This is a genomic window from Streptomyces sp. NPDC048639 (assembly GCF_043199075.1).
In the GTDB taxonomy this organism is placed as follows: Bacteria; Actinomycetota; Actinomycetes; order Streptomycetales; family Streptomycetaceae; genus Streptomyces.
In genome coordinates this window covers 407,396-421,893 of sequence record NZ_JBICVP010000002.1, presented here as the reverse complement: position 1 = coordinate 421,893, position 14,498 = coordinate 407,396, and the positions used below count along the sequence as shown (strand labels likewise).

Here is a 14,498-nt window from a genome sequence, read left to right as displayed (position 1 = left end):
TCCGCCTTTTCCTGGAACGTCCTGGAACATCCGGTACGTCCTGGGTGCGTCCGCTCGTGTCCGGCGGCTCAGTCCGCAGGGCGCAGGCACAGGACGTCGACCCGTTGCACGGCGTTGTTGGCGAACCCGCCACGGTTCCACGGCGGGTCGACGGGCTGGACGTTCCCCTCGGCGTCGCGGGCCCGCGTGCTCAGCACATGGTGGCCCGGAGCGGCCGTCCAGGTGTGCTCCCAGCGGCGCCATGCCCAGGGAGCGCCGTCTCCCGGAGCCAGGTCGGCGGTCTCCCAGGTACGGCAGTGGTCCGTGCTGACCTCCACCGCGGTCACGGGCGCGCGGCCCGACCAGGCGCGCCCCTCCAGCCGTACGGTGCCCGGGCGCACCACGCGTGTCCGCGACATGAAGTCGGGGAACCCGGGCGGGACCAGCAGCGAGCGGGGCGCGATCCGCGTCACCGGCTCGCCCGCCTCGCCGGGGTCCTGCCGCAGCCGGTACGCCTCGGCCTGCTGGAAACCGGTGAAAGGAGTGTCCGTGACCGTGATGTCGCGCAGCCACTTCACATGCGCCATGCCGTACCAGCCGGGGACCACCAGCCGCACGGGGTGGCCGTGCTGCGGCGGCAGCGGGAGGCCGTTCATGGCGTAGGCCACCAGAACGTCCGAGTCCCTCCCGGTCGCCACGGAGAGCGGGAGGCTGCGCGCGTAGTCCTGCTCGACACCGCGCTCGACGCCGTGGTCGGCGCCGGTGAAGATCGCCTCGACCGCGCCGGGGCCGGGCGCGGCGTCGGCGAGCAGCGCGCGCAGCGGCACTCCCGTCCACTCCGCGGTGCCCACGGCCTCCACCAGCCAGGGCTGGCTCACCGGCCGCGGGGTGAGCCGGGCGCGGCCGTTGCCTGCGCACTCCATGGTGACGCGGACCGTGGCCGAGGGCATCGACCGGAGCTCGTCCATGGTGACCGTCAGCGGGCGGCGTACGTCGCCGCGCACCGTGATCTGCCAGGTCGAGGCATCGGCGGCCGGGATGTCGTAGTGGGTCAGGACGTAGTGCAGCCCGGGCGGGGTCACGTCGTAGCGCAGAGCTTCCAGGGGCAGCCCGTGGTTGCGGGCCGCGAGCGCGAGTTCCTCCGGGCCGATGTCCTCACCGGGCCCGGCGATCCGCGCCGATGCGCTGACGTCATCGATGGGCGGACTCATACGGCCATTGTCCGTCCGCGGCGGCGCAGGGGAAGCGGGGCGGGGGAGAGGCGGACCGGGCCTCTCCCCGTGGCCGCCGGAGCCCGGGGTGCGGCGGGTCGTCCGGCCGGCCGCACCCGGCTGTCACGGCGGATGGCCGTCCGGTCGGCGGGCCGGCTGATGCGGGTCGGCCGCACCCCGCCCGTTCACCGGTCGGCCCGCCCCGGCGCTCAGCCGTACATCAGCGATCCGGGTGTGGTGAGCTGCTCGCCCGTCTCCAGCCAGGTCTTGAGGCCGGAGAGGATCATCGGCCAGCCGCCGTAGAGCTCGTCGTTCGCGCCGTCGCGGAGCTGGTCGTGGGTCACGGTCAGCCGGCAGGAATCGCCGACCGGTTCGATCTCCCAGGTGACTCTCGACGTGCCCTCGCTCTTCACGTCGTCGCTCCAGAGCGCGACCATGCTCTGGACCAGCCGCCGCGGCGGATCGACCTCGAGGTTCTCGCCCTCGCCCAGAAGGCCCTCGGCTCCCGGGTGGCCCATCTCGAACCGCGACCCGGGCGTCCAGTCCGAGGAGACGCGGACGCCGAAGTGGTACTTGCTCCTGATCTCGCTGTCGGTGATCGCCTCCCAGAGGCGCTCCGGAGTCGTACGGATGTAGATCTCGAAAACCTTCTCCATGGGACTCTCCAGTCTGCTCTTGAGGCCGCTGAGCGCCGTTGCCCAGGGCTCGGCGTACTTGCTCACCCACCGGTCGTGGACGAGCCGGATCGGGACCGGATTCAGGAAGTGAAGCTTTTCGCGGCCGCGCCGCCGGGTGACGACCAGTCCCGCTTCCTCGAGCTGCTTCAGGTGCTTCATCACGCCGAAGCGCGTCATCGAGCCGAAGCGTTCCGTGAGCGCGTTGAGGGTCTGTCCGTCCTCGCGGAACAGCTCGTCGAGCAGGCTCCGCCGGGTCGGATCGGCGAGTGCTCGGAACACTGCGTCCATGCCCTCGATGATAGGTGACCATTTGGTCACCTATCAAGTCCGGCGCACCCGCAGCTCAACACCCCTTTCTCCAGAGGCGATTGGACTCGGGGATTCCCCGGGAACCGACGGACGGCGGCCGGAAAGCGACCTACGATCGGATGATCGCCCCCACATCCGAGGAGAGTGCATGGCAGCGCACGGATCCGGCGGCCCTGACACGGCGAGCGGGGTCCCCGACCCTCCTCGCCCGCGCGACCTGCGCGTGGACCGGCCGCACAGCGCCCGCATGTACGACTTCTACCTCGGCGGCAAGGACAACTACGCGGCGGACCGCGAGGCGGCCGCCAAGGTCGTCATGGTGTACCCCGGGATCATGGCGTGCGCCCGTACCAACCGGGAGTTCATGCACCGGGCGACCCGCCTCCTCGCGCGGCGCGGCATACGCCAGTGGCTCGACATCGGCACGGGCATCCCCACGAGCCCGAATCTGCACGAGGTCGCCCAGTCCGTCGTACCGGACGCCAGGGTCGTCTATGTCGACAACGACCCCATCGTGCTGGCTCATGCCGAGGCCCTGCTCGTCAGCGCACCCGCAGGCCGTACCGAGTACATCGAGGCGGACGCCCGGAACCCCGCGGCGATCCTCTCCTCCCCGCAGCTCACCCGGACCCTGGACCTGACCGAGCCGGTCGCGCTCAGCCTCAACGCGCTGCTGCACTTCATCCCCGACGAGCAGGACGCGTACGGGATCGTCGAGCGTCTGATGTCCGCGCTGCCGTCCGGCTCCGCGCTCGCCCTGACGCACTGCACCCCGGACTTCGACCCGCCCACCTGGGAGAAGGTCACCCAGATATACCGCAGCGGCGGCACCCCTGCGCAGGTGCGCACCAAGGCGGAGGTGGAGGCGTTCTTCACGGCGCTGGACATGGTCGACCCCGGCGTCGAGGTGCCGCACCGCTGGCATCCGGCCGAGGGCGGTGCCGACGCGGTGGCGACGACCGACCTGACGGACGCCGAGGTCAGCCTGTGGGCGGGCGTGGGTCTCAAGCGCTGAGCGAGCGGCGGTTGTTCAGAGCCCGAGGGAGCCCTGTCCAGGTCCCGAGGGAGCCTGTTCAGGGGGCCCGGCGGTGCGACGGCGCGGGTCAGGACGGCTTGCGCGCCACGCCCGCCCAGTAGTACGCCGCGTTGGGGTCGTCGGGGAGATCGCCGTCCGGCCGCCAGCCCATCACGGGCACCACGCCGGGCTCCACGAGTTCCCAGTCGCCGAAGAAGCGCTCGACCTGGTCGCGTTCGCGGGGGACCAGCGTCATGTGGCCCTGTTCCGCGGCCTTGACGACCTCTCCCATCGCCGCCGGATTGAAGTCCTGGGTCGGATGCGTGATGGCGACATGGCTGCCGGGCGGCAGGGCGTCGAGCAGTGCGGCGGTGCTCGCCCAGGGGTCGTCCTGGTCGCCGAGGAGCATGAGTACGGCGATCAGCAGCAGCCCCACGGGCCGGTCGAGGTCGAGCGAGGCGGTGAGGGCCGGATCCCGCAGGAGTTCCTCCGGCTGCCGCAGGTCCGCCTGCACGTACATCGTCCGCGACGGTGCCCCGCCGCCCTCCTTCTTCCGGGCGTGGGCCTGCGCGTGAGCGTTGACGATCGGGTCGTTGTCCACGCAGACGACGCGGCTGTCCGGAGCGACGATCTCGGTGACCGAGTGCGTGTCGCCCGGGGCGGGGATGCCGGTTCCGATGTCGAGGAACTGGTGTATCCCGGCCTCCTCGACCATGCACCGCACGGCCCGGCCGAGGAAGCGGCGGTTCTCCCGGGCCATGGTCCTGATGCTGGGGATCGCCTGCTCGAAGGCCTGGCCGAGCGCCCGGTCGGCGGCGAAGTTGCTGCTCCCGCCGAGCCAGTAGTCGTACATGCGGGCGGAGTGCGGGATGCTGGTGTCGATGCTCGGCGGAGGAACCTGATCATTCGTCATGGCGCCCAATCTGCCGGATCCCGCTCGTGGCGGCCACCGGAACCGCGACGAATCCCCTCTCCGCGTAAGCCTGTTGGGGGCTGCCCCGGCGGGGGCCGGACCGGGCGTACGTCACATCACCTTCCAGCGCACCAGGGCGCCCAGCATCAGCGCCCCGGGAATCAGCGGCAGCCGCACCGTGATGAGCCGGAACGCCAGGACGGCCGCGGTCGCCGACGCCGCCGGCGCACCGATGGTGATCAGCGCGAGCGCCAGCGCCGCGTCGACTGACCCGATACCGCCCGGCGTCGGGACCGCGGCGGCAACAACACCGGCCGCGAGGTGGGCGATCGCCACGTGCGCCACCGGCAGAGCCAGGTGCAGGGACCGGCCCACCGCCACCAGCCCCGCGGCCTGGAGGACGCGGAATGCCAGGGACCCGCCCCACAGGGCGAGGACGCGGGCCGGTCTGGTGTGCACCGTGCGCGCCTCGCCGAGCGCGACGGCGAGGAAGGACCGTACGGCGCGGCGCAGCGGACGTACGGTGAGAAGCACCGGCAGCGCCGCCCCCGCTAGTGCGCCGCCCGTGGTGAGGAACGACCACGTCGCGCCGTCCGGCAGCAGCCGGCCGATCCGCAGGGCCTCCGGGAAAGCGGCGATGAGCACCAGCAGCAGGGCCACCCGGGCCACGCCCTCCGCCAGCAGTAGAGGGCCAGAGCGGCTGAGGACCGGGCGGGCGGGAGGCCGCGGACCGTCAGGAAGCGCAGGTTCACGGCGCCCGCGCCGACGTCGGAGGGCAGCAGGTGGTTGGCCGAGGAGGCGGCGGGCTGCGTGGCCAGCAGCCGTACGGGGGGCAGGCGTTCGGTCACGGCACCCTGCCGGGCGAAGGCCGCGGCGACCCATGCCAGCGCGCTGGCGGCGGCGGCCGCGGCGAGCCAGGGGCGGTCGGCGGTGAGCAGGCGGCGCATGCCCTGTTCCACGATCGGCCAGGACCACACCGCCCAGGCGGCCACGGCCATGAGCGGAAGGACGCAGGCCGTCTCGCGCCGGGGGAGCCGCCGCCCGGGAACCGTTTCCGTCGCCATGTGCGTACAGGCTCACCCCGCCCGGCCAACCCGGGGCAACCGGCAGCCGAAGCGCCGACGACACCGAGGTGGCGGTGCGGAAGGGAGCGAGGGCGGTCGCGTCAGGAACGGCGGACGGCGGCGGCCTGCGCTCCCGGCCCCGCGCTCGTCGGCGTACCGAACACGGCAGGCACGCCCGGGGCGTGGAGCACACTGCACGGTGGCCCGAGGGGCGCGGGCAGGCCGCCCGTGGCGATCAGATCCTCCTCCAGCCGGAGGACGGTGGCCGTGTGGAGCGGCCATGGGGGGTGCGCGTTCGGCAGGTGGAGCGTGCGCCCGTACCAGTCGACGTGCAGGGCCCAGCGCGCGGTCAGAAACGCCTCCAGCCCGGTCGGCTCGCCGAGCGGCTCGCCCACCTCGATCTGCACGTGGTACGACCCGGCGCGCCCGCCCTCCGGCCGCCGGGCCGAGGCCATCTGCTGCCTCCCGGTGTACGTGATGCGCTTCCCGCTCCGGGAGATCCGCAGCGACGACCAGCGGTAGGGCAGCCGGAAACCGGCGCGCCCGGCGAGGACCGGCAGCAGGCGGGCGGCGTCCAGGCTCAGGAAGACCACACCGCGCCGCCCGCGCTCGTCGACGCTGTAGAGCCGGACGTTGGTCTCGGGAAAGGTGCCCAGGTAGGGGAGCGCCGGGCGGCGGCCGATCGCGACCCGCTCCATGCGGAACGGTATGAGCCCCACGTATGTCCTGCCCTCGAAGAGGTCGGGGCGGGTGCCGCGGGGGAGGAGCGGCGCGACGGCGGCGGGGTCGGCGGGCCAGTGCAGGAAGGTGACGTCGGTCCACCACTGCGACATGACCGGGCGCCGGATGGTGCGGGGCGCCGTCGTGGTCACAGGTTCGTCCATGGGGAGACGGACTCCGGTTCGGCTGGGGGAGGTTGTCCTGCGATCCCACTCTAGCTCCGGGCCGATCACGTCCGTCCGGGTACCCGGCGTACCTCCGTCCGTCCGCCCGCCGCCCCCGTACCACTCCGTCCCCTCTTCCTGCTGCAGTCCGCCCGGTCGCCGGGTGAAATCCGGCGGGGAGCGGCGGCATGCGGCGACGCTCGGGGCACCTGTGTCCTGGCGGGTGTGGGAAGGTTCCGCACAGCCGGGGTCCGGTGGATCCCGGCGCACAAACCGTCGCACGTCCGGGTATCCCTTCCCACGGCCCGATGCCGCCGGCCCCCTCCCGCCGGCCGATCCGAGGGCCACCGTCCGACCCAGGAGAAGAGCGCTCATGCGACACCCACGCACCGCTCCCACCGCCCGCGCCGGCGCGGCGGCTCTCGCGGCGGCCGCGATCGCGAGCCTGGTCGCCGGCTGCGAATCCGACCAGGACCCGGCCACGAAGGCGGCGACGTCCTTCCTCGCGGCATGGGCCGACGGCGACGCGAGGAAGGCGGCCTCGTACACCGACGACCCGAAGACTGCCGAGGCCGAACTGACCCGTCTCGGCAATGAACTCGCCCTGGAAAAGGCGCAGTTCACTCCGGGGGAGAAGGAGGACGGGAAGAAGGAAGGGAGGGCGCGGGTGCCGTTCCGTGCCCGGCTCACCCTCGGCGGCGCGGGCACCTGGACGTACGGATCCGGGGCCGAGGTACGGAAGTCCGGCGACGGCTGGAAGGTGCACTTCGCGCCCTCGGTTCTGCACCCGGCGCTCGACCAGCCGTTCATGCGCCTGGTCCGCGAGCGCGAGCTCCCGCGCCGCGCCGGCATCCTGGCCGCGGACGGGACGAACCTGGCACCCGAGGGCAGCGTGTGGAACATCCGTATCTGGCCGGCCGAACTGAGCGACCCCGACCGCGCCTACCGGGCGCTGAAGAACCCCGCTCTCGGCACCGAGATCGACACCGAAGCCCTCAAGTCCCGTGTGGATGCGGCGAAGCCGAACCAGGCAGTCCCGGTGATCACCCTTCGGGACGCGGTGTACCGCAAGGTGAGAGAGGATCTGCTGCCCATCCCCGGGTTCCAGTTCTACGAGCGACCGCGCGCGGTCGCCACCACGGCCAGGCCACTGATCGGAACGGTCCAGCCCGCCACGGACCGTACGCTGAAGAACGCCGGAGCGAACGCCGAAGACACCGACGAAGTGGGGACGGCGGGACTCCAATACCGCTACCAGAAGCAGCTCGCCGGACGGCCCTCCATCACCGTCCGCGCCGTCAACGAGGTGGAGGAGGCCGGGCCCCCGCTCTACCGCAGCCCCGCGAAGGCCGGGAAGCCGGTCAGGACCACGATCGACCCCGACACGCAGGCGGCCGCCGAGAAGGCCCTCGCCAAGGTGAAGAAGAAGGCGGCCCTGGTGGCGCTGCGCCCGGCCGACGGCGCGGTCCTGGCCGTCGCCAACACCCCCGACTCCGCGGAGAACCGGGCCTTCAGCGGCCGCTACGCCCCCGGCTCCACCTTCAAGGTCGTCACGACCGCGGCACTGCTGCGATCCGGCGTCGGACCGGACAGCACGGTGCCCTGTCCCCGTACGGTCAGCGCCGGCGGCCGGGCGTTCCAGAACCAGGACGAGTTCGGCCTGCCGCCGGGCACCACCTTCCGCAAGGACTTCGCCCAGTCCTGCAACACGGCGTTCATCGGCCTGGCCGACCGGCTCGGCGACGGCGGACTGGCCCGGGCCGCCGGACAGTTCGGCATCGGAGGCACCTGGGACGTGGGGGCGGCGACGTTCGACGGCAGCGTGCCCGAGGCCACGACCGCCGAGGAGAAGGCCGCAAGCATGATCGGCCAGGGGAGGGTCGAGGCGAGTCCCCTCGTCATGGCGTCCGTCGCGGCCACCGTACGGTCGGGCGCCTTCAGGCAGCCCGTTCTGGTGCCGGGCGCGGTGAAGGCCCGGCACCGGACCACCAACGCCCTGGACCCGGACGTCGTACGGCAGTTGAGGACGTTGATGGGCGCGGTCGTGACCGAGGGCTCGGGCACCGCACTGCGCGGCATCTCCGGCAGCCCGGCCGCGAAGACCGGGACTGCGGAGTTCGGCACCGAGAACCCGCCCCGTACCCACGCGTGGATGATCGGCTACCGGGGCGACCTCGCCTTCGCCATCCTGGTGGAGGACGGCGGTTCGGGCGGCAAGGACGCGGGGCCGCTGGCGTCCGCGTTCCTGCGCGGGCTGGACTGAACCGCGGCCCTGCGGCGTGAGGCGCCCCGACGGCCCGCCAGTCAGGCCGAGTCGGTCAGGCCGAGTCGGTCACCACGTCCGTGGCGGCCCGGGCTGCGGCCTCCACCTGTTGGACGCCGACGTCCATCGTGCGGTGACCGTCGGAGACGACGGCGACCAGCAGCCGGTGACCGTCGTGGTGGACCTCGCCGATGCTGTTCACCACCCACAGCCCCGTCGCGGAACGGGGCAGCCAGCCGTTCTTGAGCGCCGTGGCCGAACCGGGGTCGGCGGCGGCCGAGACGCCCCATGCCTGATCGGGCTGCACCCGGGCCATCAGATCGTGGAGATAGGCGCGGTTGGCGGGGGTGAGTGGGGAGTCGCTCGTACTGATGGCGCGCAACAGCCTGAGCTGGTCGGAGGCGGTCGTGGTCGTCACGCCCCAGGTCGGGCCCGGCGTCGTGGCGAGGAGTCCGAGCCGCTGGTTGGCCTTCGCCAGGCCGTCGCCTCCGCCGATCCGATTCCAGAGGTAGGTGGCCGCGTCGTTGTCGCTCACGCGGATCATGCGATCGGCATTCTCGCGCTCGGGAGCGGTGAGCGTACGGCCTTCGTCCTGCGTTCTCAGCAGAAGGGCCGAGAGGATATCGGCCTTGACAATGCTCGCTGTGGCGAAAACCTGATCCGTCGGCGCGTACTGGTCCGATGCCCCGCTGTCCAGATCCAGAACGGCGACCGAGAGATGTCCGGACGACAGTGCTCCCGCATTCTTCAGCGCCGTGGATATCGCCGCATCGGGACGCTCCGCCGCATCGCGGCCACCGGCGACGGCGGCCGGAGTTCCCGGCGCGGACATCGTCACCGGAAGGAGGGCGGCGCACACCGCGGAGAATGCCGCGGCTCTTCCGAAGGGGCCCATTGCTCTGTCGTGCCTTTCTGGATGCGGCCCGCTCGGCGCTTCTCGGCGTATTCCGTGGTCGCGCGTCACTGCGGGCAGCGGTGGTACAGCACCGCCGGTACGGAGCCGTCCGGCACCGGGCGCTCCGGCGGCGGGCCGCCCGATGGCGGCGGGTCCGCTGTGCTCGGGGCCGGGAGCCGGTCCTCGGCGCCCGGTGCGCGGGTCCTGTGCCTCGTGCCGCTGCGGTGCGGTGAGCGGCCCTGACGGCGTACGGCGGTGGCCCCAGCCTCCTGCCCCGGCGCCCCCTCGCGACGCGGTCCGGTCCCCGATGTGGTGGGCCTCACATGCGCAAATACCTCAGGAACGGGATCAAAGGTGCCGTGAGGGGCCCTGTGAGACCATGTACGCGAGGTCGTCCGCCCATGTATGTGCGGAGCATCTTCATGATGGATCACGGTCACCGGCGGTCACTGCACGCCGGACGCAGACAGCGATCGCCCGGGCCGCCGACCGTTGCGCAGGGCCCGGACGTGGCGCTGGCCGCCGTCCTCAGCCCGGCAGTTGACCGCCTCCGGGCGAGCAGCGCGATCACCTATGTCCCCGTCGAAGGCGGCAGAGCGCTGTCCGCGGCCGTCGTGGTCGGAGGCCCGCTGTCGATCTTCACGACCGTGGAGCGGATGTCCGTCGAGGACGAGAGATATACGGCGGCGGAGGCGAAACGCACCGGAAAACAGGCCGTGCTCTCCCACCCGGAGTCCTTGAATCTCCCGTCCCGGCTCGACGTGACCATGCCTTTCTCTTACACGGTGGTGTCGACGCCGGTCCGGGTGTTCGGCCGCATTTCCGCGGTGCTCACCATGCTCTGGGTGCCTCCGCGCGGCCCGCGCGACATTCCGTACGAAGAATTGTCCTATTGCGCGGGCGTGGCGGTGGAACTTGCGCGTGAGCTGGAGAAGATCGGGGAACAGTACGTCGCCGTGCGCGGGGCGTCGGCCCCCGTTTTTCTTCTGCCCGAGAACCGGAGGACCTCGGACCGAGGGAATTACGGGGATTCGGAGGACTCGGGGGTATCGCTTCTCTACCACGTGTACAAATTGGCGTCCGCGCTCGCGGAGGCGTCGCGGCTGACCGATGTGATCGAGGCCGTGGTCAACCGCATCATGGAGCCGGTCGGCGCCCAGTGCATGGCCGTCCTCACCTATGACGCCGGGCGCCCGCATGTGGTGGGGTACGCCGGCTACCCGCCCGACACCATCCGCCCCCTGGCCCGGGTGTCCGCCGGCAGCGACGACGTCGACCAGCAGATGCTGTTGCCCGAGGAGCCGCTGTTCCTGGAGGACGACAGCGCCCCGTCCCGCGAGCGCCTCGGCCCCTTCGCCCAGGACATGGAGGCAAGCGCTCTGCTGCCCCTCGTCAGCGGAGGCCAGCGGATCGGAGCACTCGTGCTGGGCTTCGCCGACCGCCGCCACTTCGCTGCGGAGGAGCGGTCTGCACTGGTCACCATGGCGGGGCTGCTGGCCCAGTCGCTGGAGCGCGCCCGCCTCTTCGAGGCGGAACACGCCCTGGCCCAGGGGCTGCAGCAGGGCCTGCTCCCGCACAAGCTCCCGCACATCGCCGAACTCGACACCGCCGCCCGCTACTTCCCCGCCGCGGCCGGGGGAGCGGTGGGCGGTGACTGGTACGACGTCCTGACCCTGCCCGACCGGAAGGTCGGGCTCGTCGTCGGGGACGTCGAGGGCCACAGCCCGACGGGTGCAGCCGTCATGGGGCAGATCCGCAGTGGCGTACGGGCCTACGCCACCGAGGGGCACGGCCCGGCCGATGTGCTGGGCCGGACCAGCCGGCTGCTCTCGGAGCTGGGCACGGACCTGTTCGCGACCTGCTGCTGCGTGTGGATCGACTGCGCCGCGGGCACCGCCGAGGTCTCCTGCGCGGGCCACCCCGCCCCGGTGATCTGCAGCCCCGGCGGGCAGGCGGTGACGCCGGACATCCCGACGGGCGTCCCCCTCGGTGTCACACCGGACATCCCGTACCGCTCGGGCGAGGTGGTGATCCCTCCCGGCACCATCCTGGCGCTCTACACGGACGGGCTGGTGCATTCGCACACCCTCGATCTCGCGGCGGGCATACGACGCGTACGCGACGTCCTGCGCGACGACGACGGCCAGCGGCTGGAGCAACTGGCCGACCGGCTCACCGCCATCACCGGGGGCGAGGCCCGGCGCCGCGACGACGACGTCGCCCTGCTGCTCGCGCGCTACGACGGTGCGCTCCCGGGCACGCAGCGGCGTGTGAGCCGTATGTCCGTCCAGCGCCACGACTTGAAGGCCGTCAAGGACGTCCGGCGCTTCGTGAACGATGCTCTGCTGCACTGGGGACGGGACGGCCTGTGCCGTGAAACGGAGTTGCTGACCACGGAGTTGGTCACCAACGCCCTCATCCACGCCGACAGCGATGTGGACGTACGGCTCCGCGAATACCCCGACCGGATACGGGTGGAGGTACGCGACTCCGATCCACGGCCCCCGATGCCCGCCCCCATCACGCTCACCGAAGAGGCGGACACCGACTCCGAGCACGGCCGCGGCCTCGTCATCGTCGAGACCATGGCGTCCGCCTGGGGCAAGTCGCCCAGCGGGCGCGGCAAGTCGGTGTGGTTCGAGGTGAGCGACTGACCGCGGCGCCCGGCCCGGGCCCCACGACCGCGGACGCAACTCGGTGCGGTGGCACGGCCGTTCTCCTGCCAGGCATGATGGAGGCAACAGTCGGGAGGCGGAACGTGACGCAGAGCAGCGGGGGACCGGGGGATCTGACCAGGAGCGCGGGGGGTCTCGCCCACAACGCGCGGGTCTGGAACTACTGGCTCGGCGGCACGGACTACCACCTGGTCGACCGCGAGGTCGGTGACCGGGTGACCTCCCTGTACCCCAGCATCGGCGAGGTCGCCCGGGCCGACCGGGCGTTCCTCGGCCGCGCCGTGCGGTATCTGGCCGGTGAGGCCGGGATCCGGCAGTTCCTGGACATCGGGACCGGCCTGCCCGCGGTCGACAACACCCACGAGGTCGCCCAGCGGCTGGCACCGGAGTCGCGGATCGTCTACGTCGACAACGACCCGATCGTCCTGGCCCACGCCCGTGATCTGCTCACCGGCTCCGCCGCGGGCGCGACCGACTACGTCGACGCGGACGCCCACGACCCGGACACCATCGTCAGCGCCGCCGCCCGGACCCTGGACTTCGACCGTCCCGTGGCCGTGATGATGCTGGGCATCCTCAACTTCATCCTCGACACCGCCGAGGCCCACGCCATCGTCGACCGGCTGCTCGACGCCGTACCTCCGGGGAGCCACCTCGTCGTCACGCACCCGACGCTGGAACTCGGCGGCGAGGCGAACGCCGGGGCCATGCGGTTCTGGAACGACAACGCCACGCCGCCGATCGTCGCCCGCGGCCAGGAGGACCTGGCGCGCTTCTTCGCCCGGCTGGAGATCGTCGAACCCGGGATCGTCTCCTGCGCACGCTGGCGGCCGGACCCCGGGGCGCCCGCGGGGACGGACGAGGTGGCCCAGTACGGCGTCGTGGGCCGCAAGCCCTGAGCAGACCCGCTCCGCGCCCACACACCGCGCGCGATCCCACGCCGCTCCGCACACCCTGAGCGAACCCACCGCGTGCCGCGCGTTCTTGCGTGACCCGGCGTGCGCCGCATGTTCTGCGTGACCCGGTGTGCGCCGCAGGTTCTGCGTGACCTGGTGTGCGCCGCAGGTTCCGCATGACCCGGTGCGGCACAGGCGCCGAACCGGCCTGCGCGACGGCGCTCCCCTTGAAGCCGTTCGGGTGGCATTGGGGATCTCGTGGCCGCGGACGGGTGTCGCGAGGGACTGTCACACCGTTGGCCTCATGTGACCGTCCCCGGTGTTCGCCCCTGGTTCCTGCCGCCCAGTCTTGCGGCGTGGCTCACGACAGAGATGCCGGGCGGGCCGATCGCTCCCGAGCCAGGTACGGATCAGGGCTCCGACCCGTGGTCCGCCCTTCTGCGGCCGGTGGACGAACCCGGGGGCGATGAGCCGGGGGCGGCGCCGGCACCGTAGATGCGGAGCGGCACCCGGTCGCGTACGGTGCGCACCCGTTCGATTACGAAATGTGGCGAGGCGCTCAAATCCGCCATAGCTTCGCTTTCATGACAAAACGCCATGTTAAGTGCCTCGGTTGGACCACCGCCGTCATAGTCACCGCTCTGGGCGCCGCGGCACCCGCCGAAGCCGGCACCGCGCCCACGGTGCGCCACACCACGCACATCGTGCACCCCGGCGAGTCGATCCAGCGCGCCGTCGACCGCGCCAGGCCGGGGCACACCATCCTCATCAGGCCCGGTACGTACCGCGAGAGCGTGCTGATCACCACTCCGCATCTGACGATCCGGGGGTCGGGCCCGGACACCGTGCTCACGGGCGCGAACCGCGGTGCCGCCGTCCGGTCCGAGAACACCTGCGCCAGGGACGGCAACGGCATCTGCGTCATCGGCAGGACCGGCCGTCCGGTCGAGGGCGTCAGCATCCACGATCTGACCCTCACCGACTACAGGAAGAACGGCCTGTGGGCATCCCGGACCGACCGGCTGAGCGTGGAGAAGGTCAACGCCCGGACCAACGGCCAGTGGGGCATGGCCCAGGAGTGGTCGACCCGCGGCCGCTTCCACGCCAACCTCGCCCGGGACAACAAGGAATCGGGCATCTTCATCGCGAACACGATCGACCGTGAAGGCGGGGGCCTCGACACCCGCGGTGCCTCGGTGACCTCCAACCGCCTCGTGGGCAACCGGATCGGTGTGACCCTCCGCCGCGTCAGGAACCTCACCGTCCAGGACAACCGGATCAACGGGAACTGCGGCGGCGTGTTCGTCGTCGGCGACGAGGGCACCCCCCCGGCCGGCGCCATGACCATCCGCGCCAACGTCGTGGAGCGCAACAACCGGTACTGCGCCGGCAACAGCCGCCTCCCCTACATCCAGGGCTCCGGCATCGTGCTCACCGGCACCGAGCGGACGCTGGTGACGCGGAACGTCGTCCGCAACAACCACGGTGAATCCCCGCTGTCCGGCGGCATCGTCCTGTTCAAGAGCTTCGTGGGCGCCACGAACGAGCGCAATGTCATCAGCTACAACACGGCGCTCGGCAACCGGCCGGCGGATCTGGTCGACCAGGAGCCCGGTAACAACAACCGGTTCATCGACAACGTCTGCCGGGTCTCCAAGCCCTCCGGGCTGTGCCGACTCCCGTAGCGGGCACTTCCGTAGCGGGCTTCACCGGAAGA

The 14,498-nt window shown here is 71.8% G+C and carries 10 protein-coding genes and 1 pseudogene; 5 read left to right on the top strand and 6 right to left on the bottom strand.

Features of this window, described 5'->3' with window-relative positions:
- Nucleotides 1-68 precede the first annotated feature (68 nt).
- Nucleotides 69-1,190: a sulfite oxidase gene (locus ACGFNH_RS06235; protein WP_393651855.1), complete on the bottom strand. Its 1,122-nt coding sequence runs from the start codon at nt 1,188-1,190 to the stop codon at nt 69-71.
- 209 nt (nt 1,191-1,399) lie between these two features.
- Nucleotides 1,400-2,155, bottom strand: coding sequence for an ArsR/SmtB family transcription factor (locus tag ACGFNH_RS06230; RefSeq protein WP_393651854.1), 756 nt, complete (start codon nt 2,153-2,155; stop codon nt 1,400-1,402).
- A 169-nt stretch (nt 2,156-2,324) separates the two neighbouring features.
- Here ACGFNH_RS06230 and ACGFNH_RS06225 point away from each other — a divergent pair, with 169 nt between their 5' ends.
- Nucleotides 2,325-3,191: an SAM-dependent methyltransferase gene (locus tag ACGFNH_RS06225; RefSeq protein ID WP_393651853.1), complete on the top strand. Its 867-nt coding sequence runs from the start codon at nt 2,325-2,327 to the stop codon at nt 3,189-3,191.
- Nucleotides 3,192-3,279: 88 nt separating this feature from the next.
- Here ACGFNH_RS06225 and ACGFNH_RS06220 read toward each other — a convergent pair whose 3' ends face one another.
- From ACGFNH_RS06220 to ACGFNH_RS06210, 3 genes and pseudogenes are all read right to left on the bottom strand, one after another.
- A complete protein-coding gene (locus ACGFNH_RS06220) occupies nt 3,280-4,104 on the bottom strand; it encodes an SAM-dependent methyltransferase (RefSeq protein WP_393651852.1) in 825 nt (274 codons plus the stop codon).
- Nucleotides 4,105-4,215: 111 nt separating this feature from the next.
- A pseudogene (locus tag ACGFNH_RS06215) lies at nt 4,216-5,168 on the bottom strand (YbhN family protein).
- A gap of 101 nt (nt 5,169-5,269) precedes the next feature.
- Nucleotides 5,270-6,052, bottom strand: coding sequence for a YqjF family protein (locus ACGFNH_RS06210; protein WP_393651851.1), 783 nt, complete (start codon nt 6,050-6,052; stop codon nt 5,270-5,272).
- A gap of 373 nt (nt 6,053-6,425) precedes the next feature.
- Here ACGFNH_RS06210 and ACGFNH_RS06205 point away from each other — a divergent pair, with 373 nt between their 5' ends.
- The gene (locus ACGFNH_RS06205) at nt 6,426-8,315 is read left to right on the top strand and encodes a penicillin-binding transpeptidase domain-containing protein (protein WP_393651850.1); all 1,890 of its coding nucleotides are present in this window, start codon (nt 6,426-6,428) and stop codon (nt 8,313-8,315) included.
- 55 nt (nt 8,316-8,370) lie between these two features.
- On the opposite strand, the gene ACGFNH_RS06200 is transcribed toward ACGFNH_RS06205, so the two are convergent.
- Entirely contained in the window at nt 8,371-9,210 is an 840-nt protein-coding gene (locus tag ACGFNH_RS06200) for a serine hydrolase (RefSeq protein WP_393651849.1), read from the bottom strand.
- A gap of 422 nt (nt 9,211-9,632) precedes the next feature.
- Between ACGFNH_RS06200 and ACGFNH_RS06195 the strand changes: the two genes are divergently transcribed.
- The 3 genes from ACGFNH_RS06195 (at nt 9,633) to ACGFNH_RS06185 (ending at nt 14,466) form a co-directional block, all read left to right on the top strand.
- Complete coding sequence (locus tag ACGFNH_RS06195) at nt 9,633-11,864, top strand: SpoIIE family protein phosphatase (protein ID WP_393651848.1); 2,232 nt, start codon at nt 9,633-9,635, stop codon at nt 11,862-11,864.
- A gap of 104 nt (nt 11,865-11,968) precedes the next feature.
- Nucleotides 11,969-12,784 (top strand): SAM-dependent methyltransferase, encoded by an 816-nt coding sequence (locus tag ACGFNH_RS06190; protein ID WP_393651847.1) that lies wholly within the window; start codon nt 11,969-11,971, stop codon nt 12,782-12,784.
- Between the two features lie 581 nt (nt 12,785-13,365).
- Nucleotides 13,366-14,466: a nitrous oxide reductase family maturation protein NosD gene (locus tag ACGFNH_RS06185; protein ID WP_393651846.1), complete on the top strand. Its 1,101-nt coding sequence runs from the start codon at nt 13,366-13,368 to the stop codon at nt 14,464-14,466.
- Nucleotides 14,467-14,498: the final 32 nt, after the last annotated feature.

Excerpts from the sequence above, each read along its gene's own strand:
- ACGFNH_RS06235 (WP_393651855.1), bottom strand. The coding sequence starts at position 1,190 with ATGAGTCCGCCCATCGATGACGTCAGCGCATCGGCGCGGATCGCCGGG.
- ACGFNH_RS06230 (WP_393651854.1), bottom strand. The coding sequence starts at position 2,155 with ATGGACGCAGTGTTCCGAGCACTCGCCGATCCGACCCGGCGGAGCCTG.
- ACGFNH_RS06225 (WP_393651853.1), top strand. The coding sequence starts at position 2,325 with ATGGCAGCGCACGGATCCGGCGGCCCTGACACGGCGAGCGGGGTCCCC.
- ACGFNH_RS06220 (WP_393651852.1), bottom strand. The coding sequence starts at position 4,104 with ATGACGAATGATCAGGTTCCTCCGCCGAGCATCGACACCAGCATCCCG.
- ACGFNH_RS06210 (WP_393651851.1), bottom strand. The coding sequence starts at position 6,052 with ATGGACGAACCTGTGACCACGACGGCGCCCCGCACCATCCGGCGCCCG.
- ACGFNH_RS06205 (WP_393651850.1), top strand. The coding sequence starts at position 6,426 with ATGCGACACCCACGCACCGCTCCCACCGCCCGCGCCGGCGCGGCGGCT.
- ACGFNH_RS06200 (WP_393651849.1), bottom strand. The coding sequence starts at position 9,210 with ATGGGCCCCTTCGGAAGAGCCGCGGCATTCTCCGCGGTGTGCGCCGCC.
- ACGFNH_RS06195 (WP_393651848.1), top strand. The coding sequence starts at position 9,633 with ATGATGGATCACGGTCACCGGCGGTCACTGCACGCCGGACGCAGACAG.
- ACGFNH_RS06185 (WP_393651846.1), top strand. The coding sequence starts at position 13,366 with ATGACAAAACGCCATGTTAAGTGCCTCGGTTGGACCACCGCCGTCATA.